Genomic DNA, 23,887 nt, shown 5'->3' with positions numbered 1-23,887 from the left:
CAGCTAGTCAGTTATATAAGGATAAAGCTCCCATGCCGAGGTACTTGAACCCTGAAAAGCTTGATACAGAGCTTTTTATGCTTTTCCAATCGGTATAGCAGGAGACAATCCAACTTGGTAAAGGGGTTCGTTTCACACACATATCGAATGGGGTGGTTGGGAAGCTGCGAGACTCCCGTGGGAGAAGGAGATAGGCGAGATCCCGCAGGACGCAGTCCGAGGAAGCTCGGCGCTCCCCCACAGGAAAGCGAGTTGCTTCCCAGCCACCCCTGATTCCCATTTTGGCAAACGAAACCCGAAAGCATCTCGAAACTGAGTCTTCCACAAACGGGAGCTTTAGTTGAAGATCTTTTCTTTGATGAATATGGTGGATCTATATGTTGAGGTGGGGATTTATGTGATAGAATAAGCTTAGATTTTGCGAGACAGTTGGAGGTTGACGTATGAAAAAAGAATTCGCTGTCATCGGTCTGGGCCGATTCGGGGGCAGCATCTGCCGCGAATTGAGCCGAGAGGGAATGGAAGTCCTTGCCCTCGACCTTGATGAAGATAAAGTAAACGAATACCGGGATATCGCGTCACACGCTGTTATTGCCGATTCTACAGATGAAAATGTGCTGAAAGAGCTCGGGTTTCGGAACATTGATCATGTCATCGTAGCCATTGGTGATAACATTCAGGCGAGCATGCTGACAACATTAATTCTAAAAGAAATGGGCATCAAAATGATTACGGTCAAAGCTCAAAATGATTACCACGAAAAAATATTGAACAAAATTGGAGCAGATCAAGTCGTTCACCCGGAACGAGATATGGGGAAACGAATCGCTCACAATATTATCTCAAACAACATCCTGGATTATATCGAGCTTTCTGATGATCACAGTGTTGTCGAGGTAAAAGCTGGAAGCAAAATGGGCGGACAAACGCTCGTAGACCTTGATATCCGTGCCGAGTATGGATGTAACGTTGTTGCGATTAAACGGGGGAAAGATGTGATTGTATCCCCGATGGCCACGGAAGAAATTAAAGAAAGCGATGTTCTTATCGTCATTGGGGCGGATAAAGATATCAGTCGTTTTGAAAAGAATTTGGTACTAGAGGATTAGGACATAAAAAGCCTGCACAAGTGAATATAAGATAAAAAAAGGAAGAAGACGCAATTTACCGGTTCGCGTCTTCTTCCTTTTTTATCTTATATGAAGAAAAATTTAATTTGAATTATTCATTTAAACTTGTTATTCCAGGGATGGTCGAACTCCAATAAGCAGAGAAAGAGTTCCCAGGGATTAGGATACATAAAATAAGAACGCACATTTCCTCTCATTCGGAGGCGAGTGGATTAGGTTCTCTTTTTACCACAGCATCCGCCACGTGGACGAACGGTTTTACTGGAAGATGTGTTAATGACAATTGGTTGGTTGGAAGCTCTCATAAAAGGCTTGTTTTGAACTTGTCTTTTCACATTTCTGGCTTTCACGTTTACCTCTCCTTAACCTTGATAGTTTATTATAATCAAAAAAGGTTGAATGGGAAGGGCAGATGTTTATTCTATGGAAAAAGGGTGTTCGTCATAAGTATAATTTTTAATGGAATAACATTTTATCGTTGGAGGGCTGGTTTTATAGGAGATAATCAGCATTTTAACCTCATCATCCGGATGATTCTTAAGATCATAAAAGGAAGGAACTGGTGCTGTGGTTGGGTGAGAGTGATAAACGCCCAGCACCATGTGATTGATCGTTGTAATTTTCTTTATTGTCTCTGCGACGACCTTCTTACTGACATAAAAGCGGTGCACTGACTTCCACTCGTTTTCTAACGGCCATAACTTCTCAATAACGGTTGGATTCATTCCTGTGATTAGACCACACGTTTCAAATGGAAGAGCTTCTGAGCCTTGCTGAATCATTTGGGCATATAAATTCTCCGGGATTTTCATGTCAGCTGTTCCATCGTTGGAAAATAGAAAACAGGGAACGTTCTTTTTTCTCACTGGAAGGAAGCTGTGATTGATCTTTAGTCTCCAGTTGATTTTTTTCTTTGATGGGTTCCTGTTTATTCATCTTTGTTTTCTGTACTTCCGTATGGTGCATCGCCATTTGAGCTGATTCTGGTTTCATCAATTGAAATTGAATATTCGTTTTCTTCGTGGTCTTTTCTTTGTTTATTGCGACTTGGGCGGTTTCTTTATCGTTTTTTTTTGAGTTTGCCTTTATCGTTGTCTGCTGGTTGAAGTCGAACTGAGGGTTGACGTAAGTTTTTGATTTTCCAGCTTTGGCTCTCGTCGGTTTAGGAAACGATGAGGGGCCTTGGAAACCCTGTGTATTGGCAGAGTAGTTTTGCTGGTAGGACGTATAGGGATGGTGGTGACTCATTGGCTGATGGTAATCATTTCGTTGTGGTGAGATCCTTTTTGATTGAAGCATATTTTGAAGCTTCCGAAAATCGGAGGTTTGAACTTTTCCTTTTTGATTCGCAGGGTGTTCAGCAACAGGTCTTTCCTTCTGATGCTCAACGGTTTGCATTTGCTGCTTCAACTGCTGGATTTCCTGAGTCAAACGTGTAACCTCGTTCACTTCCTCTGCTTTTTTAGCAGACCCTTGATTATCCATGAAACGATTCATTTTCTCCATTAAATCATGGATTTGAAGACGGTCCATTTTATCTTTAATAAAGTCGATGTCTTTTTGCAATCCGTTCACTGTTTCCTTCACGGATTGTAATTGAGCAGCGAGTTGTTGGGATCTCTGCTCGGCATTGTAATGGTATTCATCCATTTTCTTTAAAACTCCTTCTGTTTGATTCTTAGAATCATGAGATTCTTGTTTGATAAGAAGGTAGTCATCGATGACATTGGTTTTCTGTAGTGATTGCAGCATCTCTTTATAAAGCGACAATTTTTCCAGTTTAGATTCTAGTTCTTTTGAGTTGTTCGGACGTTTTTGATCCATCACTCATCACCCTTTTCAAGCACATTAATATACTATTTTTGTGTTTCCAATACGTGACATATGTGCCAATTATTTTGTAAATTCCGCAATTGTATTCGTGTACTAATCATTGTATGCCTTGTAAAAAGGATTATATTAGATTTTTCTTTTTATAAGGACAGTCACAGCCATCCATGTCCATGAATCTACTATAGGTGTTCGCACAAAATGCTAAAACGTACGAAATATCAGCATTTGCACTAGACCCATCGGTACATCCGTTCATATGCTACGAATGAAAGAAAAATCTTATTCGGAGGTGTTTGCATACCATGCAAGCAAAAAATCTTACTGGGGGCCAGGAGCTCCTATGTATCAACACAGAAAAAGTTTATGATTGGATTATCAATGAAGCGACTTTCGATTTGAGTGTCGATGGACTTGAACTACCAGTCGGTCCAGATGGGGGTCAGTTGACATTTGATGATATCGTCATCGATTCAGTAACATGTGAAGTGGAGCCTGTGGATGTCGAGGTTCTTGGCCGAGTCGATCAGGAACTTGTTGTCGATGGTACGTTGCTGACTTTGCAGCTTGTCAACATCCGTAAAAACTTTGAAGTGACCATTTCTGTTGAACTTACACCTGAATTAGGTGGAGGAACCGTTGAGGTTGGAAGCGCTACATTCACGCGCTGTGAGCAGGTCCTTCTTTGTGCACCAGAAGGCACAGACATTGATGTGGATTACACAGACTTGAGCTGTTTCGTTTGCACAGCTTCCGGTATAGAAAACGGAACAGAAGTCGACGAGCTTGATGTTGATGTGACTGTACGTCTATGCCAAAGCATTCAGTCCACATACGATGTCACACTTGAAATCGTAGCAGAGTTCTGCCAGCCGCGTGATATTCTTCCTATCCCGCCTTGCCCGGCTCCTACAATTCCACCACAATGCCCTGTATTGTTCCCAAATGTTGATGGCGACAATGGTGATGATGCTTAAGTATTAAGCATAGATTAAAAGAGAGGATCTAATCCTCTCTTTTTATTTTTGCAAAAAATGGTGAACCCTCAAACGGCGGGTCCCCCATTAATAGGAAGTCATGGAGACTAGAGGAGGTGGTCAAAGTGGAGGACAACATCAGACAATGGAAGAGGAAGAATGACCAGTATCTTCAATCCATTAAAGCTAAGGTTCAGTCACTAAAAAAACACCAGGCTCCATCCACGTACTGTTATTTTACATATTCTATTCATTTTTCCCACGACCCAGCTCAAGAAAGCATGCTTATTGGAAGTTTTCATATTTATAATCATCAAATGAAACCCTTCCGTAACCCCTACATCTGTCTGAAGCTTAAAGAAGCTTCCATTCTTCGCTTTTCCGGAAAATATGTTTACAAGGACTCAACCATGAAAATGCGCATGCCGGGAGCCTGGGAAAGGATGAATGAAAAATCCGATAAAGAAGAGTTTTGGTTGAAGCCAATAGAAGTGAATCAGATAGAACCTGGCAACCTCTTATCGTTTAATAATTTCCAAATGAAATGGTCACCTCAAGAGAATTATTCAGAGAGCATGAAAGGTTTTACGTATGGGGATGGATTTGAAAATGGCATCCCTTCTTTGAATCAAATTCATGTTAGTGGAATGAATGTGAGGGAGGGGGAAGGCTGAGGTGGATGACCTGGAACTCCAAATTTTAATGAAAAAGTATCTAAAACAATGGATGGTTCGTAAACTGGAAGAAGTAAAGGAAGGCGATACAGGCAAGAGTTTCATGTTTTTGGATGGGGAGACCATTCATATGCTATTTATAATGATGATGTTCCATCAAGGACACTCCTGGAATAAACCTGTGGCTTCCGCTCCTTTAGATGATGAAAAATGGGAGTCCCTTATGGAAGAACAAGAAAAAAAGCTCAAGGACATTCTTGATTTGTTGGAGGAGTAAGCAGATTTGTTGATGGGAGGAATGAAAATGGAAAAAGACACAATTGTTCTTCAACAGAAAATCATTCATTTTAAGTCAGAACTCGCCAAATACAAAGAGAAAGTCAAGGATTATCAGGAAAACTACCATTATGCTCTTTTAAGTAAATTAAAAAAAGAAAATGCTGAACTCTTGCAGGAGAATGAAGAACTGATTAAAGAAAAAGGCGTAGCCACAGAGGAAGCCCATCGCAGGATTCAAGGAATAGAATCCCAATTGTCCAATAGCCAGAAGCGTCAAGAAGCGTTACAAGAGGAAGCGGCTGTGTGGAGGGAAAAAGCAGAACGGTATCAAAAAAATTTCTCAGAGATCTCCCAACACCTTTCCTCAGCTAAAAAAGAGATCACTCAAGTCGAGTTTCGGCTCCATAAGAAAGAAAAAGAACTGGATGAGATAAAAATAGAGTGGAAAAAATCCATCCAGGAGTATGAAGAAAAAGCATCTGCACATGCGGCACGCTTGGCTGATCTATCCGGAGAAAACCAATCGTTGAAAGAAAGCATGGAAATGATCCTTCAAGAAAAAGAAGAATTAAATGGAAAGGTCCAGGGGTTAGAGTCTCAACAAGTGGAAAGAGACAAACAAATGGATACGTACAAAAAATCCTTACATCAGGCAGAAGAAACCTATGCTGAATTGATGAATAAACAGGAGAAAGAGAAAGAAGAGTATACAAAACTGAAAGCTGCCTTTGAAGATAAGGATAGAAAAATCAATAAACTCCTTGCTAAAAATGAATCGCAGGCAAGCAGGTTAAAGAATTCTTTAGAAGAAAAGTCCGAACAGCAGGCCACGATTCGACATTTAAAAAATGAGCTTGAAAAACGAAGTGCCACGAGTAAAGCGTTTGAGCAGAAATTGCCGACTTTACAAGATTCGATTCAAAAATTGAAGCAGGAGAAAGACAAATTAATGGGTCAGCAAAAAGCAAATGACCAATTGCTTCAACAATTTAAAAAAGAAAAAGAGCAGTTCGAGAAGAACAATCATGTATATGAAAAGGAATGTCAGCAATGGAAGAAGAAAGAGGAAGCATGGGAACAGACGAAAGGGCAGTTAGAAAAGAAATTGTCTGCCGCCCGCTCGGAACTGGAGCAAAAAGAACAGTCTTTGCATCAATGGAAGGCTGAGAATGAAAAACTGGTAAAACTCAATCAAAAATACTTGCATGCTTTCTCAAATGAAACAGGGGATGCTTCCGAAGATATGATAACCTTTTTAGATGAGCAAATGAGAAAGATCCTTGGTCAGACTTTTGAATACGAAGAAGAACTGGATTCGAAAATTCTGTTTATGAAGTCTCTGGAGGAGAAAATTGATCAGCTGGGAAATGAAATACTTGAACTGGAAGACAAGGAGAATAAAAAGTAGTTCAGAAAGCGCTTCGAATGATCATTCGAAGCGCTTTTTTTAATTCATTAGTACATAGATCGAAAATGAGAAACGATAAGAGCAGATAGGCAGCACATGGATGATTAGGTTTGCTCATCCATTTTTTGTTTAAGAAAAGCGGGAAAAGGAAATAAGAAGGGTTATAGGAGATAATTTATGGATCTTGAAAGGATGATTTGGATGTTCAATAAACGAACAGGGGAAGTCATGACACAACAACTCATCAATTGGGGTGTCGATCACATATATGGAATGCCGGGCGACTCCATCAATGAATTGATTGATGATTTGAGAAAAAGGCAGGATGAAATCGAATTCATACAAGTCCGTCATGAGGAAACGGGAGCACTTTCAGCGGCCGCTTATGCAAAGTTGACAGGAAAAATCGGTGTGACCGCAGCGATTGCTGGACCAGGAGCCGTCCACTTACTTAACGGCCTTTATGATGCCAAAGCGGATAGTGCGCCAGTGCTTGCAATTGTGGGACAAGTCCATAGTGAAGAGGTAGGGACAGGTGCATTCCAGGAGATCAATCTGGAGAGAATGTTCGATGATGTAGCGGTCTTCAATCGCCGTGCAGAGACAGAGGCACAGCTTCCCGACTTGCTGGATCAAGCCATTAAAGAGGCATACGCCCACAAAGGAGTTTCGGTTCTGATTGTGCCGGATGATTTGTTTGCAGCCAAACAGAAAGATGAGGTCCGCCTCACATCTGGAGACTATTATCGACCAGAAATCTTCCCTGCGCAGAAACAATTGAACGAAGCAAGACAGCTGATTGAAAAAGCAGAGAAACCGATCATTCTGGCAGGGCAGGGAACGAGAAATGCCCCGAATGAATTGATCGATTTTGCAGAGTCCATTAAAGCCCCGATCATTTTAAGTCTGCTTGCTAAGGGAGTAATCCCGGATAACCATCCGTATTGCCTGGGACAGCATGGTCAAATCGGAACGAAGCCAGCTTACCATGCGATGAAGGAGACGGATCTATTGATTCTAGTAGGAACACAGTTTCCATACCGTGATTTCCTTCCTGGAGATGTCGCAGCCATTCAAATCGACAATAAGCCTGAGAACCTAGGGAAGTATTATCCTATTGAAGTCGGACTGGCTGGGGATAGTAAAGAGACCCTCGCCGCTTTGACGAAGCTTACGACTCCTGTCGAAAAGCGAGAGTACCTTGAGTATTATCAGGAAAAAATGAATGATTGGAGAATCGCTCTTCAAGAAGAGAAGCGATCTACGGAAAACCCATTACATGCACCTCAAGTGATGTATGAACTTGAAAAACATATGGAACCAGGAGCTATTATTTCTGGAGATGTTGGGAACGTGACCGTTTGGCTTTCCCGATTTCTCCACCTTGTGAACCAGAAATTCGTTTTATCTGGATGGCTTGCAACAATGGGAAGTGGTCTTCCTGGCGCGCTTGCAGCGAAAAAAGCCTATCCGGATAAACAAGTGATCGGAGTTTCCGGTGACGGTGGATTTTCCATGGTCATGCATGACTTTGTAACCGCCGTTAAATATGAGCTGCCCATTAAGATGATTGTGCTAAACAACAGTAAAATCGGAATGATTAAATACGAACAAGAGCAGATGGGTCATCTCAATTACGCGACGAACTTAGGGGAAGTGGACTTCGCTAAATTTGCGGAAGCTTGCGGAGGAGAAGGTTATCGAATTGAATCTTATGAAGAGCTCTCTACAAAGATGAAGCAGGCCTTCGTTTCCGAAAAGCCTGTCCTGATTGATGTTGTTATTGAAGATCAGGCGCCACTACCTGGGAAGATTGATTATCAGTCAGCTGTGAATTTTTCCAAGTATATCGTTAAAGAGTTCTTTGAGTCAGGAAATCTCGACTTACCAGACATGAAAAAAGCATTGAAACGCCTGACATAAAAAGAAATCCCCGCTGGAATTCCCAGCGGGGATTTTTATGATCACACTTCCATGATGATTGGAAGAATCATCGGACGACGTTTTGTCTTTTCAAACAAGAACGGTGCAATGGTATCAGTGATTTCATTTTTGATTTCAGACCATTGAGTCGTACGACGCTCCATCACTTTTTCAACATGGGAGCTGACAAGGTTCTGTGCTTCTTTGATCAAGTCTTCTGATTCTCTCATGTAGACAAATCCGCGGGAGATGATATCAGGACCTGATGCGATCTTGAATTCTTTCATGTTGATGCTTACGACTACGATGACAAGACCTTCTTCAGAAAGGATTCTACGATCGCGAAGGACGATGTTACCGATGTCACCAATTCCGCTTCCATCTACATAGACAGAGCCGGACGGGATTTTACCTGCGACACTTGCTTCATCTTTCCCGAGAGCAAGGACGTCACCATTATCCATGACGAAGCAGTTCTCAGGCTCGACGCCACAATCATGGCTGAGCTTCGTGTGCTCTTTCAGCATACGGTATTCCCCGTGAATCGGCATAAAGAATTTCGGTTGGATCAAACGAAGCATAAGCTTCATTTCTTCCTGACTACCGTGACCGGATGTGTGAATGTCATTCAATGGGCCGTGGATGACATCTGCACCGGCGCGGTAGAGTTTATTGATGGTACGGCTGACACTGATCGTGTTTCCAGGGATTGGGGAAGAAGAGAACACGACGGTGTCGCCTGGTTGAATTTGAATTTGACGGTGAGTACCGTTGGCGATACGTGACAGGGCAGCCATTGGTTCACCTTGTGAGCCCGTACATAGGATCACGACTTCATTTGCTGGAAGTCGGTTGATCTGCTGGGCATCAATGAATGTATCCTTAGGGGCACGGATATATCCAAGTTCCTGACCGATTCGGATGGAAGATTCCATACTGCGTCCGAAAACAGCCACTTTACGGCCTTTCTTAACGGCAGATTCCACCACTTGTTGAAGGCGGTGAATGTTTGATGCAAAGGTAGCAAAGATTAATCGACCATCATCCATACGCGAAAAGATGTCATCGATGCTCTGTCCAACCACACGTTCTGATTTTGTAAAACCAGGAACCTCTGCATTTGTACTATCGGATAATAGGGCAAGCACGCCTTCTTTACCGATTTCGGCCATCTTGGCAAGGTCAGCCGGTTCTCCTACAGGGGTGAAGTCGAATTTGAAATCCCCTGTGTGCACGACGTTTCCTGGTGGCGTTTTAACTACAACTCCGTAGGAATCAGGAATACTGTGGGTCGTACGGAAGAAGGAAACGGATGTTTTACGGAATTTGATGACATCGTCTTCCTGAATCGGATTCAGTTTCGCATTCCGCAAGAGACCGTGTTCGTCCAACTTGTTACGGATCAGGCCAAGGGCCAATTTGCCCGCGTAAATCGGAATATTGATTTCACGTAGCAGGTAAGGGATTCCACCAATGTGGTCCTCGTGACCGTGCGTAATGAATAGTCCTTTGATTTTGTCTTGATTTTGGACGAGGTACGTATAATCCGGAATAACATAGTCGATACCGAGCAGCTCGTCTTCCGGGAATTTGATACCAGCGTCAATGAGGATGATTTCGTCTTGGAATTGTACTCCGTACGTGTTTTTACCAATTTCACCGAGTCCGCCAAGGGCGAATACGGCTGTCTGGTCATTTTTCACGAATTTCATCGGTTAAAAATTCTCCACTTTGTAATCTTCGGATTGCTTTTCATATTCAAGGTGATCCTCATCAAGCACCTGAATATATTCAATATTGAATCCTTCATTTTTTAATTTTTCACGAACTTGTCTTTCTGTTTCCGCTTCCACGTACATGCTGTCTGTACGTTCACGGACAGGAACTTCGCTCGCAAGTTCCTGATAAAGTACTTTAAATATCATTACTCTATCGCTCCTAACTAGATATAATTTCCACATTCTTGTCCTGTCATCATCATAGCACGTTTGTTTCCTGTATGGGAATGATAATGGTATGTGCGGGTGCTCGGTACACCCCTAAAACAATGGTTTACGCGTATGTTTTTCGTTTCATGAAATTTTTCCAACGTTTTCTAAGCTTCCTTCGTAGACGCTTCATCATTGGCATCTATCCCCTTTCATCCTGAAGAAGAAAACAAAAAAACGTTAAACCGCCCAATCCCTGTTATCTCTAGTATAATACGGTTTGTGGAAGAATGAAACATTTACATATTAGATTTTGTATATATCGTGTGTTTTTCTTCTCAAACCTATCCACTCATGCTACAGTATAGCCAAAGAGTGGGGTATGCTATGATACATAAGAGAAATTGTACGCAGGCCGACGAGGAGGAACGAGGATATGACGAAAAAAATTGCTTTTTTTGATATTGATGGAACACTATTGGATCACGATAAAAAACTTCCGGAGAAAACGAAGGCAGCGATCCAGGCACTTAAAGATGAAGGAGTGTACTGCGCCATTGCAACCGGTCGTGCTCCTTTTATGTACAAGAAGTTGAGAGAGGAACTTGGAATCGATTCCTTTGTAAGTTTCAACGGCCAATATGTCGTTTTTGAAGGAAAAGAAATTTACACGAATCCATTATCTGAACCTGAGTTAGAAAAACTTCATAAACACGCAGAGCAGAACGACCATCCAATGGTATTCATGAACCATGAAGAGATGAAAGCCTCTGTACCGGATCACGATCATATAGAAGAGAGTCTAGGAACGCTGTATATTGATCACCCTAGTGCGGACGCCTCCTTTTTTAAAGGAAGAAATATTTATCAGTCCCTCCTGTTTTGTGAAGGGGATGAAATCGAAGAGTATAGAGACGCATACGAATCCTTCGATTACATCCGTTGGCACCCCGTTTCCTGTGATGTTCTTCCAAAAGGTGGATCGAAAGCGGAAGGAATCAAGAAGATGATTGAAGCAGCTGGTCTAAAGATGGAGGATACGTACGCTTTTGGCGACGGATTGAACGATATCGAAATGATCCGTGAGGTAGGAACAGGAATCGCGATGGGAAATGCGGTATCTGAAACGAAAGCCGTCAGTGATTTTGTAACAAAAGATGTAGGTGAAGACGGTCTCTCTCATGCGATTTATGAAATAGGTTTGTTGAAATAACCGTTCTTCAACTAACTGGCAGGTTTGTGGAAGACTAAGCTTCGAGACTTTTATTGAGTGGATGGGGGCTACGGGGTATAGCTCGCTTTCCGCGGGAGCGCGGTGAGCCTCCTCGGACTGCGTCCTGTGGGGTCTCACCCTGCACTTTTTTCCCGCAGGAGTCTCGCCATTCCCCTCCGCCCCTTAACCAAGTAAGGTTCTCGAAACCACTACTTAAAAAATCACTTGTATGGTTATGAGTAGTGAATGATATAAACTCTATCCCATTGACGTTTAGGATACGCGAATGCTTGATACAACACACTATGTGCCCGCCCGGGGGAGAAGAATTGGAACCTTTCTTATGAATACATATGTTCTAATCATCCACTTCCTTCAACCATACTAGCTGTCCCTTTTAGAAGTGGTTTCGAGACACTTATAAAGTAAAGGGGCGGAGGGAAACGGTGAGACTCCTATGGGACGTGTGGGACAGGTGAGACCCCGGAAGGCGTAGCCTGAGGAGGCTCACCGCCCGCCCCATGGAGAGTGTTCAAATGCGGAATCGTCCTGGTAGACACGACTGGCATAAGCAGAACAGCAACGGAATGTGTTTTTCATTCCTTTGCTGTTCTGCTTATGACTCGAGTGTCTGGACGATGGAGCAAGACGAACCTTTTCCCGGAGCCCCTAGAACCACATAATCGTCTCGAAACTGAGTCTTCCAGAATAGGGAGCTTACACGCAAGAAGTTAAGAGTATAAAAAAGCTCCACCGTCCTAGGACGGTGGAGCTTTTGTTTTTTATCGATCGGCAGGTGTAGCGTTTTCCGGCTCTTTGAAAGGGTTCTCCTGATTGATGTGGTCGTAGAACATGACCCCGTGGAGGTGATCAATTTCATGTTGGAACACGATGGCTGCATAATCTCTCAAGCGCAGCTTCACATCATTACCTTCAAGGTCCGTAGCTTTCACTGTAATACGGCGATAGCGTGGAACATATCCAGGCACTTCACGATCGACGGAAAGACATCCTTCTCCTGTAGAAAGGTAGGTCTTTTCCACTGAATGACTAACAATACGAGGATTGAATAAGCCATAGCTGTATAACTTATCTTTCATATCAGTGAAATGGACCGCGAGCATCCGTTTATTCACATTAATTTGCGGTGCAGCCAGGCCGACCCCAGGACGGAGGCCGTATCGGTTACACACTTGTTCATCCTGACTATTTTTCAAGTATTGGATCATTTCTTCCAATGTTTTTTTATCCTCCTCAGAAGGGGGGAGGGTCACTTCCTCTGTCACTTTACGCAAAGCGGGGTGACCTTCACGAACGATATCGTCCATTGTGATCATTTAAGCAACATCCTTTCAAACTAGACATTTTCAAACAGCTCTAACTCATTGGATTCAGTATTTATAATGAATGGAATAATGAGTACTCGCTTTTAGACCTTTTTCCTGTCCATGTCAATGGTAACATATGTGAAAAAGGTGCTTTCAATTTGATATCATTTATTATACTATTGTAGATACGTTTAGATTACAATAATGTTTCATGGAATTCGAGGGGGAAAAGGTGTGCGATTACATAAGCTAGTGGTGCTCCTGGCAGTTGCAGCTTTCTTATCTGCCTGTACAGGTCAGTCAGCAGAAGAACAAATTTATGAACATCTTGAAAAAGCAGTGACGTTAGAAGATGCTTTTCGCGAACAGCAGCAGCCGATGGTGGATCTTGAGACAGAAGAACAACAATTATATGAAGAAATCATCAATTTGAACATGGATCAGTTTGATGAAATCCAAGAAAAATCCAAGCAGGCGGCATCTATTGTTGAAAAACGCAGAGAAAAGCTCGAACTTGAAAAAGAAAGCATTGATACGGCAAAAGAGGAATTCGATAAGATTGAACCTTTAATCGAAGATATAGATGAAGAAAATTCAGAGGCAAAAGAAAAAGCAGAGCAATTAGTTGAAACAATGAATGCAAGGTACGATTCCTATCAAAGTTTATATGCGGCTTATGACGAAGCTTTGACTCTGGATGAGGAACTATATGAAATGATGCAGAATGAAGATTTGAAAGAAGAAAAACTGCAGGAACAAATCGATAAGATCAATCAGAAATATAATGAAGTGATCGAACATAACGAAACGTTCAATAAACACACAGAAGAATATAATGCATTGAAAAAAGAACTTTATGAAGCGATGGATCTTGATGTAACTTATGAGGAACAATCAGAATCATCTTCTTCGGAAGAGTAACAGGAAAGCCGTTGGTGACTATGGTCGCCAACGGCTTTTTGTTTTAAAAAGATGACTGTGAAATGTTTAGTGGTGAAGGTGGTGCTTTGTTGTTCAACTTCCCGAACGAAGAATTTGAATCTAACAGTGGAGGCTCTCCACTAAACAATTCATTTGATTGTAAAGGGAAAAAAACGTAAGATTAATACAGGCTTAATTTTGTGGTGATACAGTATTGTGTTCTGAAATAACAAAATAAGTCATTTTCCGACTGCTGTTAGAAGCCTCTATGACTATGTATAGATATTATGTAGCGAAGTGATTGACGAATGATGACGATTTGAGCTAAACTACATAATGGATTGACATTGTACCATTGAATCTTACTTGAAGAATGTAACAGTTTCTATAAACGCCCCTGAATGATTAATAAATAAGTGTTCAGGGTAAAACGTAAAGAGCAAATCGGTACAGTTTTTTTTCATAATTGGGAAAGCTACTCACAGCATCCATTTTAAAATACGAAAGGAAAGGGTGAATGACTTTGAAACGAACTCTTGAGAACATTGAAAATCAGTTCGAAACGTTTCAAATCCTTAACGAAGAAGGCGAAATCGTAAACGAAGATTTTATGCCTGACCTATCTGATGAAGATCTAAAAGAAATTATGCGCCGTATGGTTTATACGCGTATTCTAGACCAGCGTTCCATCGCGCTTAACCGCCAGGGGCGTCTTGGATTCTACGCTCCAACTGCTGGACAGGAAGCATCTCAGCTTGGAAGCCAATTTGCACTGGAGAAAGCAGACTTTATTCTTCCAGGATACCGTGATGTTCCACAGTTGATCTGGCACGGTCTTCCACTTTACCAAGCATTCCTATTCTCCCGTGGACACCATAAAGGAAACCAAATGCCTGAAGGTGTCAACGCAGTGAGCCCACAAATCATCATCGGTGCGCAAATTACGCAGACAGCTGGTGTTGGTCTTGGTTATAAAAAGCGCGGTGAAAATGCTGTAGCAATCACTTACACTGGTGATGGCGGTGCATCCCAAGGTGACTTCTACGAAGGCATCAACTTTGCTGGTGCATTCGGTGCGCAAGCGATTTTCGTTGTACAAAACAACCGTTTCGCGATCTCTGTACCTGTTGAGAAGCAGTCCGCAGCTCAAACAATCGCTCAAAAAGCAGTAGCTGCCGGAATCGAAGGCATCCAGGTTGACGGTATGGACGTACTTGCGGTTTATGCGGCAACAAAAGATGCTCGTGAGCGTGCTGTAAACGGTGAAGGTCCGACATTGATCGAGACACTTACTTATCGTTATGGCCCACACACAATGGCCGGAGACGATCCGACTCGTTACCGTACGGAAGATGAAGACAACGAGTGGGAGAAGAAAGATCCAATCGTTCGTTTCCGTAAGTTCCTCGAAGCAAAAGGTCTATGGTCTGAAGAGGAAGAGAACGAATTGATCGAAAAAACAAAAGAAGAAATTAAAGCAGCTGTTAAAGAAGCTGACAATACTCCAAAACAAAGTGTTACTGATTTGATCGGTATCATGCATGAGGAACTTCCTTCAAACTTGAAAGAGCAGATGGAAGAATACAAGGAAAAGGAGTCGAAGTAAATCATGGCACAAATGACAATGATCCAAGCCATCACAGACGCGATGCGCACAGAACTTAAAAATGATGAAAACGTGCTTGTTTTCGGTGAAGACGTTGGTCAGAACGGCGGAGTATTCCGTGCGACTGAAGGTCTTCAAAAAGAATTCGGCGAAGATCGTGTATTTGATACACCACTAGCTGAATCCGGAATCGGCGGTATGTCCATCGGGCTTGCTCTTACAGGCTTCCGTCCGGTACCTGAAATTCAATTCTTCGGTTTCGTATACGAAGTCATGGACGCAATCAGCGGTCAAATGGCTCGCTATCGTTACCGCTCTGGTGGTACTCGTCCAATGCCGATTACTGTTCGTTCTCCTTTCGGCGGCGGTGTACACACACCAGAACTTCACGCAGACAGCCTTGAAGGTCTAATGGCTCAACAGCCTGGTCTTCGTGTAGTTATCCCATCCAATCCATACGATGCGAAAGGTCTTTTGATCTCTTCCATCCGTAATAACGATCCTGTCATCTTCCTTGAGCACATGAAGCTTTACCGTTCTTTCCGTGAAGAAGTGCCGGAAGAAGAATATACAGTAGATCTTGATAAAGCTGCCGTTAAGCGTGAAGGTACAGACGTTACCCTTGTTGCTTATGGTGCAATGGTTCACTCTTCTCTTAAAGCTGCTGAAGAGCTTGAGAAAGATGGAATCAGTGCTGAAGTCATCGACCTACGTACTGTATCTCCAGTCGATTACGAAACAATCCTTGAATCTGTTAAGAAAACAAACCGCGCTGTTGTTGTCCAGGAAGCTCAAAAACAAGCAGGAATCGCAGCGAACGTTGTTTCTGAAATTCAAGAGAAAGCCATCCTTCACCTTGAAGCTCCTGTATTGCGTGTAGCAGCACCAGACACGGTGTATGCATTCACACAAGCAGAAGAAGTATGGTTGCCAAATCACAACACGATCGTTGAAAAAGTCAACGACGTTATGAACTTTTAATCATCTCTAATACTAGGAGGTAATAACCGTGGCATTCGAATTTAAACTGCCTGATATCGGTGAAGGTATCCACGAAGGTGAAATTGCGAAGTGGTTCGTCAAGCCTGGCGACGAAGTAAAAGAAGACGATGTACTTTGTGAAGTACAAAACGATAAAGCAGTAGTAGAAATCCCTTCCCAAGTAGATGGAACGGTCAAAGACATCCACGTGGACGAAGGTGAAACAACGACTGTTGGAACAGTTATCATCACAATCGATGATGGATCTGAAGATGCTCCTGCTTCTGAAGAGCCTAAAGAAGAGCCGAAGGAAGAAAAAGAGGAAGCATCGAAAGAAGAAAGCAAAGAAGAAAAAGCTGAACAACCAGCAGCATCTGCAAACGATGGTGACGTGGACGAAGACCGCCGCGTTGTAGCGATGCCTTCTGTGCGTAAATTCGCTCGTGATAACGATGTCGACATCCGTAAAGTTCAAGGATCCGGCAAAAACGGCCGCGTTCTTAAAGAAGACGTTGAAAGCTTCATGAACGGCGGACAAGCAGAAGCAGCAACAGAAGCTCCAGCTGAAGAGAAGCAGGAAGAAGCAGCTTCTACACAGCAAGCAGCTCCAGCTGCAGGTGAAGCTTACCCAGAAACACGTGAGAAGATGAGCGGAATCCGTAAAGCGATCTCCAAAGCTATGGTGAACTCCAAGCACACAGCTCCTCACGTAACGTTGATGGACGAAGTGGATGTATCTGAACTAGTTGCTCACCGTAAGAAGTTCAAAGCTGTTGCAGCTGAACAGGACATCAAGTTGACTTACCTTCCATATGTTGTGAAGTCTCTTGTTTCTACTCTGAAAAAATATCCTGTTCTTAATACGTCAATTGACGACAATACGGATGAAATTATTCAGAAACACTATTATAATATTGGTATCGCTGCTGATACAGAGAAAGGTCTAATGGTTCCAGTCGTTAAAGACGCAGACCGCAAGTCCGTCTTCTCAATCTCAAGCGAAATCAACGAACTAGCTGTGAAAGCTCGTGACGGTAAACTATCATCTGAAGAAATGAAAGGTGCTTCCACTACAATTACGAATATCGGATCTGCCGGTGGCCAGTGGTTTACACCAGTCATCAACCACCCAGAAGTGGCGATCCTTGGTATCGGACGCATTGCAGATAAGCCAATCGTACGCGATGGTGAAGTTGTAGTAGCTCCAGTTCTTGCGATTTCCCTAAGCTTCGACCACCGTATTATCGATGGCGCAACAGCTCAGCACGCAATGAACAACATCAAGCGTTTACTGAACGATCCACAACTAATCATGATGGAGGCGTAAAGTATGGTAGTAGGAGATTTCCCAATTGAACTAGATACGTTAGTTGTCGGTGCGGGTCCTGGCGGTTATGTTGCCGCCATCCGTGCTGCACAATCCGGTCAAAATGTAACCATTGTCGACAAAGGTAACCTTGGTGGCGTTTGTTTGAACGTCGGCTGTGTTCCTTCCAAAGCGTTGATCCAGGCGGGTCACCGTTACGAACACGCTCAAGGCGCTGAAGACATGGGAATCAAGTCAGAGAACACAACCGTCGACTTTTCTAAAGTACAAGAGTGGAAAGGCGGCGTTGTAAACAAACTGACTGGCGGTGTTGAAGGTCTTCTTAAAGGAAACAAAGTAGACATCGTAAAAGGCGAAGTTTACTTCGTAGATAAAAACACAGTCCGTGTTATGGATGAGAAAAACTCTCAAACATACACGTTCAACAATTGCATCATTGCAACAGGTTCTCGTCCAATTGAGATTCCTTCATTCAAATTCTCTGATCGCGTTCTAGATTCTACAGGTGCTTTAAACCTGGATGAAATCCCAGAGAAAATGGTCGTAATCGGCGGCGGTTACATCGGTACTGAACTTGGTACAGCGTATGCAAACTTCGGTACAAAAGTAACTATCCTTGAAGGTACAAAAGACATCCTTGGCGGCTTCGAGAAGCAAATGTCTTCCATCGTTAAGAAGCGTCTGAAGAAAAAAGGCGTAGACGTTGTAACGGAAGCAATGGCTCAAGGTGTGGAAGAGACAGAAAACGGCGTGACTGTTAAGTATGAAGCTAAAGGTGAAGAAAAATCCATCGATGCGGATTACGTACTTGTAACTGTCGGCCGCCGTCCAAACACAGACGAACTCGGTCTTGAAGATCTAGGAATCAAGATGTCAGATAAAGGTATCATCGAAATCGATAAACAGTGCCGCACGAGCATTGATAACATTTATGCGATTGGTGATATCGTTGATGGACCACCACTTGCTCACAAAGCTTCTTATGAAGGTAAAATCGCTGCAGAAGCGATTTCTGGTGAGAAGTCTGAAATTGACTACCTTGGAATTCCAGCTGTCGTCTTCTCTGATCCAGAACTAGCTTCTGTTGGTTACACAGAGCAAGAAGCGAAAGATGCTGGCTACGAAGTGAAAGCTTCCAAATTCCCATTTGCAGCAAACGGACGTGCGCTATCTCTTAACGAAAGTGACGGCTTCTTGAAGCTCGTGACACGTAAAGAAGATGGCCTTGTCATCGGTGCTCAAATTGCTGGTGCGAATGCTAGTGACATGATTGCTGAGCTTGGCTTGGCAATTGAGTCTGGTATGACTGCTGAAGATTTAGCTCTAACGATCCACGCTCACCCGACACTAGGTGAGATCACGATGGAAGCAGCTGAAGTTGCCATTGACCAACCGATTCACATCGTTAAGTAATATTTTGATAGAAAGCCCGGCAGGCTCCCATGAGTCTGTCGGGCTTTTTTGCATGGAGGAAGAAATTCTAACCGGTCTATGTGCTATCAGTCGACCAGGGATTTCTCATAGGACCTGAGTTGTCTTCTTTTGCCTACAAAAAAAGCCACCCACGGCTTTTACGGGGGAGGCTTAAAGGTTTATCTGACCATCGCTATATGATTTTCTAATGTCATTAATATTTTTTCACGTGGGTTCTTTCCAGAGATCGTGGTGACTGTTTTACCTTCTTCTTTAACTACGAGAACGGGTAATTCTTCCGTAGGGATGTTCAAGTCGTTTTTGTCCTTTTCGGTTTGTTCGAACTGCAATTCAGCACCGTCATCCTGTTTTAATTTCCAATCGAGAAGGGCACTTAAATAATCCTGTGCGGACTCTTCCTTATCGGCTTCTGAGTATAAGTATAATTCATAATTTTCGGGTGTAGCTGTAAGTACTTGGACGGTTTCGCCTTTCTGGAGACATCCTGCAAGTAAGAATATAGCTAAGAAAGATAGGATAATGCGATTCATCATGGTCCGACCCACTCCCTTGTCTTTAATCCATACTAAGTGTAACAAGGAAAAAGGGATATTTAATGGTTGTTATTGTTTTGTCATGTAAATGATAGTCCCATGTTGTATTGTGACATCTCATGTAAAATCATTTACATACTCTTATCCAGGAATACGAAGAAATAGAAGCGAATATTAGCGTTTAAGGAGGGTGTGAGCCATAAATGAAGAGAAGAGAGGGGGAGAGTAGCGAAAGAGGAAAAAGTGCTGTCTGTACATCTCAGGAGTTATAAAGGATGACTGGTTAAATAGAAAAGACAACAATTAAAAAAGAACCCAGAAAATCAATTCTAGGTTCTTTTTTGCATCTTTATTTTGTTTTCTTCTTAAGATCGACTTTCTTCGCTTCTTCCTGGAATGTCTTGAACAAGGAGAAGCAAATAAGAATCATAATGAAGGTGAATGGGAAGGCTGCGATGATCGCTGCCGTTTGCAAGGCACCTAAACCACCTTGCCATAGCAGGACGGCTGCTGCTCCTGCTTGGATGATTCCCCATGTGAATTTCACCTGGTTCTTAGGATTCAAGCTTCCGTTTGTCGTCTGCATTCCAAGTACGAATGTAGCTGAATCGGCAGAGGTAACGAAGAATGTACTGATAAGCAATAGCCCGATGACAGACATGATGGCTCCAAGAGGAACGTTTTCCATCATAGAGAATAAAGCAACTTCTGTACCTAATTCGCTGACATCAGAATAGATGTCCACTCCATCGAAGAACTCAAGGGAGATTGCTGTTCCACCGAATATGGAGAACCATAGAGCACCAAAGACGGTAGGGACTAAAAGAACGCCCAGGATGAACTCACGGATTGTACGACCGCGGGAAACACGGGCAATGAACGTACCTACGAATGGAGCCCATGAGATCCACCATGCCCAGTAGAAGATCGTCCATCCTTGAACCCATGAATTATCTTCAGCAAATGGAGTCATTCGGAAACTCATGTACGGCAAGTCGCGCAGGTATGAACCGAATGAGGTTGTAAAATAATCCATAATGAAGTTCGTCGGACCAGCAAATAGCATGAATACCATCAAGACAATGGCAAGAACAACGTTCGTATTACTTAAATACTTAATTCCTTTGTTTAAGCCGGTCATGGCAGAGACCATAAACAACACGGTAACAGCAGCAATGATTGTCAGTTGTAGTCCAAACGTATCTTCTAAACCATCAATAGTGAAAGCAAGTCCACTTGAGATCTGCAAAGCACCTAGACCTAAGGAAGTGGCTACACCGAAAATCGTTGCAAATACAGCAATGAAGTCAATAAGTGTACCAAGTGGGCCTTTGACTCTTTTTTCACCTAATACAGGTGTTAAAGCTGCACTAATAACTCCTGGTGCATCTTTTCTGAATTTAAAGTAAGCAAGTGCAAGGGCAAGTACCGCGTAAATAGCCCAAGGGTGTAAACCCCAGTGGAAGAACGTGTACTTCATAGCTGATTGAGCGGCTTCTTCACTCATTGATTCCTGTCCTACCACAGGTGGTGTATGGAAGTGGGAAAGCGGTTCTGCTGCTCCCCAGAAAACAAGTCCTATACCCATACCCGCACTAAAGAGCATGGCAAACCATGTGATATAAGGATACTCCGGTTCATCATCCGGCTTACCCAGTTTTAACTTTCCATATTTCGAGAAGACCAAAAAGATAGCAAAAATTAAAAATCCTGTAGCTGATAATAAGTAGAACCATCCAAACTTTTCTGTAAGGAAACCTTGAATGTTTGATGTTACATTTTGTAAGTTCCAAGTCGGTAATGTTGATTCAGGGATGACTCCCCAGCCAATGAATAAGAATGCGACAACAACTGAAATATAAAACACTTTTGTTACTTGTTTCATTACTGACTTCCCTCCTATTAAAGATTTCTTCACCACATTATGACTGATCTGGTAAGTAACATTTTTTCACTAATTGTTTTTGTTTTTCTGACAAATTTTGCAATTCTTCCAAGACGTCATGAAAACAAAGCAATTCGTAAATTAAGATCGTCTGCGGTGGTAAATGGTGTCGATAACCTGTCTGCTTTATGACATGGTCTTCTTTCCATTTCCAGAATGCATCATCCAATTGATTTACCATCTCGAATTGCCTTTCATTAATCGAGTGGGTCGGGTCACTAAGTACTTTGGTGAATTCTTCTGTAAGTGCAAGCAAAAGCTCTTTCTCCTCTTTCGTAAAATCAGAAGCTTTTGTTTGGACGTACTGTAAGTTTCCGAGATGATAAGCAATTTGTTGGAAAGCCGCCAATTTCCGCTGAGATAGTTGAAAAGCGACCATCGACTCTTCTGAGTGCCGGTGATATTTCCACTCTTCTCTTTGATATTGAGAAAGCTGATTGGTCTTTTCCAGATGGGCCGTCAACTGCCGGTAGGACCTCTGGATAGCACGAGTTTTCTCTTTAGATTCTGCCGTTACCTCAGAAATTATTCGCTTTAAAAGCAGACCAGCATGATTATACAAATCGTTGATGTTTTTGTAAATCATCGGCGAATAATTGGGTGGCAGAAGGAAAAAATTCACAAAAGTCGAGATGATGATTCCAATGGAGGTTGTACCCAATCTCGTGAAAAACGAAACCACGTATTGATCTTGGAAGTCAGGAATCATTGCGGTAGCTGTAATGGTAGCAACGAGAATTCCATCATCCAGTTTCAACTTGTGACAGACGGCGATCGTCACCATAGCTACAAGAGCGAATGTCAACGCACCTTTTCCCAACAGCCCATAGAAAGTTGTTGCGAGCAACGCTCCAATGGCGGAGGCAGGAAAACGTACGGCGGCTTTTTTAATCGAATCTGCAGCTGTGTGTTCAATCGTTACAATTGCTGTGATCACAGCAAATATAATGGGTAAATTAAAAAAACCGCAAATCAATGCAGTCAAAAAGACAGAAATCCCCGTTTTTAACGTTCGGCTTCCTAAAAATTTGAATTTTTTCAATGAATGTAGCATTTAAATCACCCATATGTAAGAAGTCATGAGACCACGATAAAACATTATATAATATTTTACCCGAAAACGATAGAAAAAATGTTGAATTTTCTTTTATAATGAAGGAAGTGGAAATACATAACAGTGGAGGGAACACCTATGAAAAAATGGACAATTTTGTGGTTTGTACTTATTTTCCTGCTTTCTGCCTGCTCTGGAGCAAATAGTGAGGAAGCTAAGAAATCAGAAGAAGAGACTGTAGAGAACGAGCCGAAAGAAGAAGTAGTCGAGGAAGAAGAGAAGGCTGAAGAAACTGATAAAGAAAAAGAAACGGAAGAAACGACTGAAGAAGAAGAGGAAGTAATGAAGAATGTGGAACCGCAATATGAATTGACAGGTAACTGGTCGTTCACGCCGATCGAAGATGCGAATCCAAAAGTCGCTCTTCTTACTATTGATGATGCACCAGATACCCATGCAGTAGAAATGGCTGAAACGTTGAAAGAGAAAGATGCACCAGCGATCTTTTTCGTGAACGGACACTTCATTGATACACCAGAAGAAAAAGAAAAATTGAAAAAGATTCATGAGATGGGCTTTGCCATTGGGAACCATACGGCTTCACATGCGAGTCTCCCCGACCTCAGTGAGGAAGAACAACGAGAGGAAATTGTTGGATTGAATGATACGATTGAAGAAATCATCGGCGAACGTCCCGTTTTCTTCCGAGCACCATTTGGTCAGAACACTGATTACTCCAAACAGTTGGCAGAAGAAGAAGGCATGCTGGTGATGAACTGGACGTATGGATATGATTGGGAAAGTGATTACCAGGACGCTCAAGCACTTGCAGACATCATGGTTAATACACCGCTGCTAAATAACGGGGCAAACCTGCTCATGCATGACAGGGAATGGACAAACAAGGCACTGGGTTCTATTGCAGATGGTTTGCGGGACAAAGGCTATGAGCTGTTAGATCCAGCGCTTATTCAAACACCATAAAGCAAAGATCACTCCGAGGAGTGATCTTTTTTTAGGCTTAAAGATGAATCTTGATCATATACTAGTAGGTAAAGAAATTATTAGTATGACACATTTTATAAAAAGTTATACTTTTGGGCTTGATTTTTCGATTGTGCCATATTAGAATAAAATTACGTTGAAAACGATTACAAATATGGGGAGTGGATGTGAATGGGTACAATCGTTTGTCAAGACTGTCAGAAGGTAATTGAGCACTACGAAAATGAGAAGGTTTCTACTCTTTACAGCACCTGTCCTACTTGCAACAAACCAGAAGATCAATAAAGAGTATGTACTATTAAATGGGGGCATCCTTCCTGTGAAGGAAGCATAAAAGCGGAAGAGCCAGGTCTTAGACTTGGCTCTTTTTTTGTTTCCGCGTAAGAAGGGT

Annotated in this window: 23 protein-coding genes; 14 read left to right on the top strand and 9 right to left on the bottom strand. The window is 42.5% G+C overall.

What is annotated here, in order from left to right; translation table 11 throughout:
- Positions 1-443: 443 nt before the first annotated feature.
- Entirely contained in the window at positions 444-1,109 is a 666-nt protein-coding gene (locus ACQ4XT_RS17120) for a potassium channel family protein (protein ID WP_226589048.1), read from the top strand.
- Positions 1,110-1,342: 233 nt separating this feature from the next.
- Here the strand turns inward: ACQ4XT_RS17120 and ACQ4XT_RS17115 are convergent, their stop codons facing one another.
- The 3 genes from ACQ4XT_RS17115 to ACQ4XT_RS17105 all read right to left on the bottom strand — a co-directional run bounded on the left by ACQ4XT_RS17115 (position 1,343) and on the right by ACQ4XT_RS17105 (position 2,954).
- Positions 1,343-1,480, bottom strand: a complete 138-nt coding sequence (locus ACQ4XT_RS17115) for a hypothetical protein (protein ID WP_160912917.1) — start codon at positions 1,478-1,480, stop codon at positions 1,343-1,345.
- A gap of 66 nt (positions 1,481-1,546) precedes the next feature.
- Complete coding sequence (locus ACQ4XT_RS17110) at positions 1,547-1,942, bottom strand: M67 family metallopeptidase (RefSeq protein WP_446854707.1); 396 nt, start codon at positions 1,940-1,942, stop codon at positions 1,547-1,549.
- A 1-nt stretch (position 1,943) separates the two neighbouring features.
- A complete protein-coding gene (locus tag ACQ4XT_RS17105; protein ID WP_446854706.1) occupies positions 1,944-2,954 on the bottom strand; it encodes a hypothetical protein in 1,011 nt (336 codons plus the stop codon).
- 311 nt (positions 2,955-3,265) lie between these two features.
- Here ACQ4XT_RS17105 and ACQ4XT_RS17100 point away from each other — a divergent pair, with 311 nt between their 5' ends.
- The 5 genes from ACQ4XT_RS17100 (at position 3,266) to ACQ4XT_RS17080 (ending at position 8,221) form a co-directional block, all read left to right on the top strand.
- Entirely contained in the window at positions 3,266-3,937 is a 672-nt protein-coding gene (locus tag ACQ4XT_RS17100; RefSeq protein WP_446854705.1) for a BMQ_0737 family morphogenetic spore coat protein, read from the top strand.
- A 125-nt stretch (positions 3,938-4,062) separates the two neighbouring features.
- Positions 4,063-4,611, top strand: a complete 549-nt coding sequence (locus ACQ4XT_RS17095) for a hypothetical protein (RefSeq protein ID WP_446854704.1) — start codon at positions 4,063-4,065, stop codon at positions 4,609-4,611.
- Between the two features lie 28 nt (positions 4,612-4,639).
- Positions 4,640-4,888 (top strand): hypothetical protein, encoded by a 249-nt coding sequence (locus tag ACQ4XT_RS17090; protein WP_446854703.1) that lies wholly within the window; start codon positions 4,640-4,642, stop codon positions 4,886-4,888.
- Positions 4,889-4,915: 27 nt separating this feature from the next.
- A complete protein-coding gene (locus ACQ4XT_RS17085) occupies positions 4,916-6,298 on the top strand; it encodes a coiled-coil domain-containing protein (protein ID WP_446854702.1) in 1,383 nt (460 codons plus the stop codon).
- A 201-nt stretch (positions 6,299-6,499) separates the two neighbouring features.
- The gene (locus ACQ4XT_RS17080; RefSeq protein ID WP_446855725.1) at positions 6,500-8,221 is read left to right on the top strand and encodes a pyruvate oxidase; all 1,722 of its coding nucleotides are present in this window, start codon (positions 6,500-6,502) and stop codon (positions 8,219-8,221) included.
- A 41-nt stretch (positions 8,222-8,262) separates the two neighbouring features.
- Here ACQ4XT_RS17080 and rnjA read toward each other — a convergent pair whose 3' ends face one another.
- Positions 8,263-9,933 (bottom strand): ribonuclease J1, encoded by a 1,671-nt coding sequence (gene rnjA / locus ACQ4XT_RS17075; protein WP_446854701.1) that lies wholly within the window; start codon positions 9,931-9,933, stop codon positions 8,263-8,265.
- Between the two features lie 3 nt (positions 9,934-9,936).
- Complete coding sequence (gene rpoY, locus ACQ4XT_RS17070) at positions 9,937-10,146, bottom strand: DNA-directed RNA polymerase subunit epsilon (RefSeq protein ID WP_446854700.1); 210 nt, start codon at positions 10,144-10,146, stop codon at positions 9,937-9,939.
- A gap of 439 nt (positions 10,147-10,585) precedes the next feature.
- Here rpoY and ACQ4XT_RS17065 point away from each other — a divergent pair, with 439 nt between their 5' ends.
- Positions 10,586-11,362 (top strand): Cof-type HAD-IIB family hydrolase, encoded by a 777-nt coding sequence (locus ACQ4XT_RS17065; RefSeq protein ID WP_446854699.1) that lies wholly within the window; start codon positions 10,586-10,588, stop codon positions 11,360-11,362.
- Positions 11,363-12,144: 782 nt separating this feature from the next.
- Here the strand turns inward: ACQ4XT_RS17065 and def are convergent.
- Positions 12,145-12,699 carry a peptide deformylase gene (gene def / locus ACQ4XT_RS17060; RefSeq protein WP_446854698.1) on the bottom strand — a complete coding sequence of 185 codons (555 nt, stop codon included), beginning with the start codon at positions 12,697-12,699 and terminating at the stop codon, positions 12,145-12,147.
- Positions 12,700-12,924: 225 nt separating this feature from the next.
- Between def and ACQ4XT_RS17055 the strand changes: the two genes are divergently transcribed.
- From ACQ4XT_RS17055 to lpdA, 5 genes are all read left to right on the top strand, one after another.
- On the top strand, positions 12,925-13,611 hold the full coding sequence (locus tag ACQ4XT_RS17055) for a YkyA family protein (protein ID WP_446854697.1): 687 nt from the start codon (positions 12,925-12,927) through the stop codon (positions 13,609-13,611).
- A 523-nt stretch (positions 13,612-14,134) separates the two neighbouring features.
- Positions 14,135-15,217: a pyruvate dehydrogenase (acetyl-transferring) E1 component subunit alpha gene (gene pdhA, locus ACQ4XT_RS17050; RefSeq protein WP_160912981.1), complete on the top strand. Its 1,083-nt coding sequence runs from the start codon at positions 14,135-14,137 to the stop codon at positions 15,215-15,217.
- Positions 15,218-15,220: 3 nt separating this feature from the next.
- On the top strand, positions 15,221-16,198 hold the full coding sequence (locus ACQ4XT_RS17045; RefSeq protein WP_089652751.1) for an alpha-ketoacid dehydrogenase subunit beta: 978 nt from the start codon (positions 15,221-15,223) through the stop codon (positions 16,196-16,198).
- Positions 16,199-16,226: 28 nt separating this feature from the next.
- Positions 16,227-17,525: a dihydrolipoamide acetyltransferase family protein gene (locus ACQ4XT_RS17040; protein WP_446854696.1), complete on the top strand. Its 1,299-nt coding sequence runs from the start codon at positions 16,227-16,229 to the stop codon at positions 17,523-17,525.
- Positions 17,526-17,528: 3 nt separating this feature from the next.
- Entirely contained in the window at positions 17,529-18,938 is a 1,410-nt protein-coding gene (gene lpdA, locus ACQ4XT_RS17035; protein ID WP_446854695.1) for a dihydrolipoyl dehydrogenase, read from the top strand.
- Positions 18,939-19,117: 179 nt separating this feature from the next.
- Here the strand turns inward: lpdA and ACQ4XT_RS17030 are convergent, their stop codons facing one another.
- The 3 genes from ACQ4XT_RS17030 to ACQ4XT_RS17020 all read right to left on the bottom strand — a co-directional run bounded on the left by ACQ4XT_RS17030 (position 19,118) and on the right by ACQ4XT_RS17020 (position 22,491).
- Positions 19,118-19,489 (bottom strand): hypothetical protein, encoded by a 372-nt coding sequence (locus ACQ4XT_RS17030; RefSeq protein WP_446854694.1) that lies wholly within the window; start codon positions 19,487-19,489, stop codon positions 19,118-19,120.
- A 352-nt stretch (positions 19,490-19,841) separates the two neighbouring features.
- Positions 19,842-21,377: a glycine betaine uptake BCCT transporter gene (locus tag ACQ4XT_RS17025; RefSeq protein WP_446854693.1), complete on the bottom strand. Its 1,536-nt coding sequence runs from the start codon at positions 21,375-21,377 to the stop codon at positions 19,842-19,844.
- 37 nt (positions 21,378-21,414) lie between these two features.
- Positions 21,415-22,491, bottom strand: a complete 1,077-nt coding sequence (locus tag ACQ4XT_RS17020) for an FUSC family protein (protein ID WP_446854692.1) — start codon at positions 22,489-22,491, stop codon at positions 21,415-21,417.
- A 138-nt stretch (positions 22,492-22,629) separates the two neighbouring features.
- On the opposite strand from ACQ4XT_RS17020, the gene ACQ4XT_RS17015 reads away from it, so the two are divergent.
- Together ACQ4XT_RS17015 and ACQ4XT_RS17010 are read left to right on the top strand one after the other, a co-directional pair.
- Positions 22,630-23,475, top strand: coding sequence for a polysaccharide deacetylase family protein (locus tag ACQ4XT_RS17015; RefSeq protein ID WP_446854691.1), 846 nt, complete (start codon positions 22,630-22,632; stop codon positions 23,473-23,475).
- Positions 23,476-23,667: 192 nt separating this feature from the next.
- Positions 23,668-23,781 (top strand): GapA-binding peptide SR1P, encoded by a 114-nt coding sequence (locus tag ACQ4XT_RS17010; RefSeq protein ID WP_446854690.1) that lies wholly within the window; start codon positions 23,668-23,670, stop codon positions 23,779-23,781.
- The last annotated feature ends 106 nt before the right edge of the window (positions 23,782-23,887 follow it).

It is taken from the genome of Halobacillus sp. 12SKB, assembly GCF_052941655.1.
The sequence above is the reverse complement of the archived record's forward strand: the minus strand, read 5'-3'. Positions and strand labels throughout refer to the sequence as shown.

Coding starts and splice junctions, on each gene's coding strand:
- ACQ4XT_RS17015 (WP_446854691.1), top strand. CDS start 22,630: ATGAAAAAATGGACAATTTTGTGGTTTGTACTTATTTTCCTGCTTTCT.
- ACQ4XT_RS17090 (WP_446854703.1), top strand. CDS start 4,640: ATGAAAAAGTATCTAAAACAATGGATGGTTCGTAAACTGGAAGAAGTA.
- lpdA (WP_446854695.1), top strand. CDS start 17,529: ATGGTAGTAGGAGATTTCCCAATTGAACTAGATACGTTAGTTGTCGGT.
- ACQ4XT_RS17100 (WP_446854705.1), top strand. CDS start 3,266: ATGCAAGCAAAAAATCTTACTGGGGGCCAGGAGCTCCTATGTATCAAC.
- ACQ4XT_RS17065 (WP_446854699.1), top strand. CDS start 10,586: ATGACGAAAAAAATTGCTTTTTTTGATATTGATGGAACACTATTGGAT.
- ACQ4XT_RS17010 (WP_446854690.1), top strand. CDS start 23,668: ATGGGTACAATCGTTTGTCAAGACTGTCAGAAGGTAATTGAGCACTAC.
- ACQ4XT_RS17120 (WP_226589048.1), top strand. CDS start 444: ATGAAAAAAGAATTCGCTGTCATCGGTCTGGGCCGATTCGGGGGCAGC.
- ACQ4XT_RS17080 (WP_446855725.1), top strand. CDS start 6,500: ATGTTCAATAAACGAACAGGGGAAGTCATGACACAACAACTCATCAAT.
- ACQ4XT_RS17030 (WP_446854694.1), bottom strand. CDS start 19,489: ATGAATCGCATTATCCTATCTTTCTTAGCTATATTCTTACTTGCAGGA.
- rnjA (WP_446854701.1), bottom strand. CDS start 9,933: ATGAAATTCGTGAAAAATGACCAGACAGCCGTATTCGCCCTTGGCGGA.
- ACQ4XT_RS17105 (WP_446854706.1), bottom strand. CDS start 2,954: ATGGATCAAAAACGTCCGAACAACTCAAAAGAACTAGAATCTAAACTG.
- ACQ4XT_RS17085 (WP_446854702.1), top strand. CDS start 4,916: ATGGAAAAAGACACAATTGTTCTTCAACAGAAAATCATTCATTTTAAG.
- def (WP_446854698.1), bottom strand. CDS start 12,699: ATGATCACAATGGACGATATCGTTCGTGAAGGTCACCCCGCTTTGCGT.
- ACQ4XT_RS17110 (WP_446854707.1), bottom strand. CDS start 1,942: ATGAAAATCCCGGAGAATTTATATGCCCAAATGATTCAGCAAGGCTCA.
- ACQ4XT_RS17020 (WP_446854692.1), bottom strand. CDS start 22,491: ATGCTACATTCATTGAAAAAATTCAAATTTTTAGGAAGCCGAACGTTA.
- rpoY (WP_446854700.1), bottom strand. CDS start 10,146: ATGATATTTAAAGTACTTTATCAGGAACTTGCGAGCGAAGTTCCTGTC.
- ACQ4XT_RS17045 (WP_089652751.1), top strand. CDS start 15,221: ATGGCACAAATGACAATGATCCAAGCCATCACAGACGCGATGCGCACA.
- ACQ4XT_RS17025 (WP_446854693.1), bottom strand. CDS start 21,377: ATGAAACAAGTAACAAAAGTGTTTTATATTTCAGTTGTTGTCGCATTC.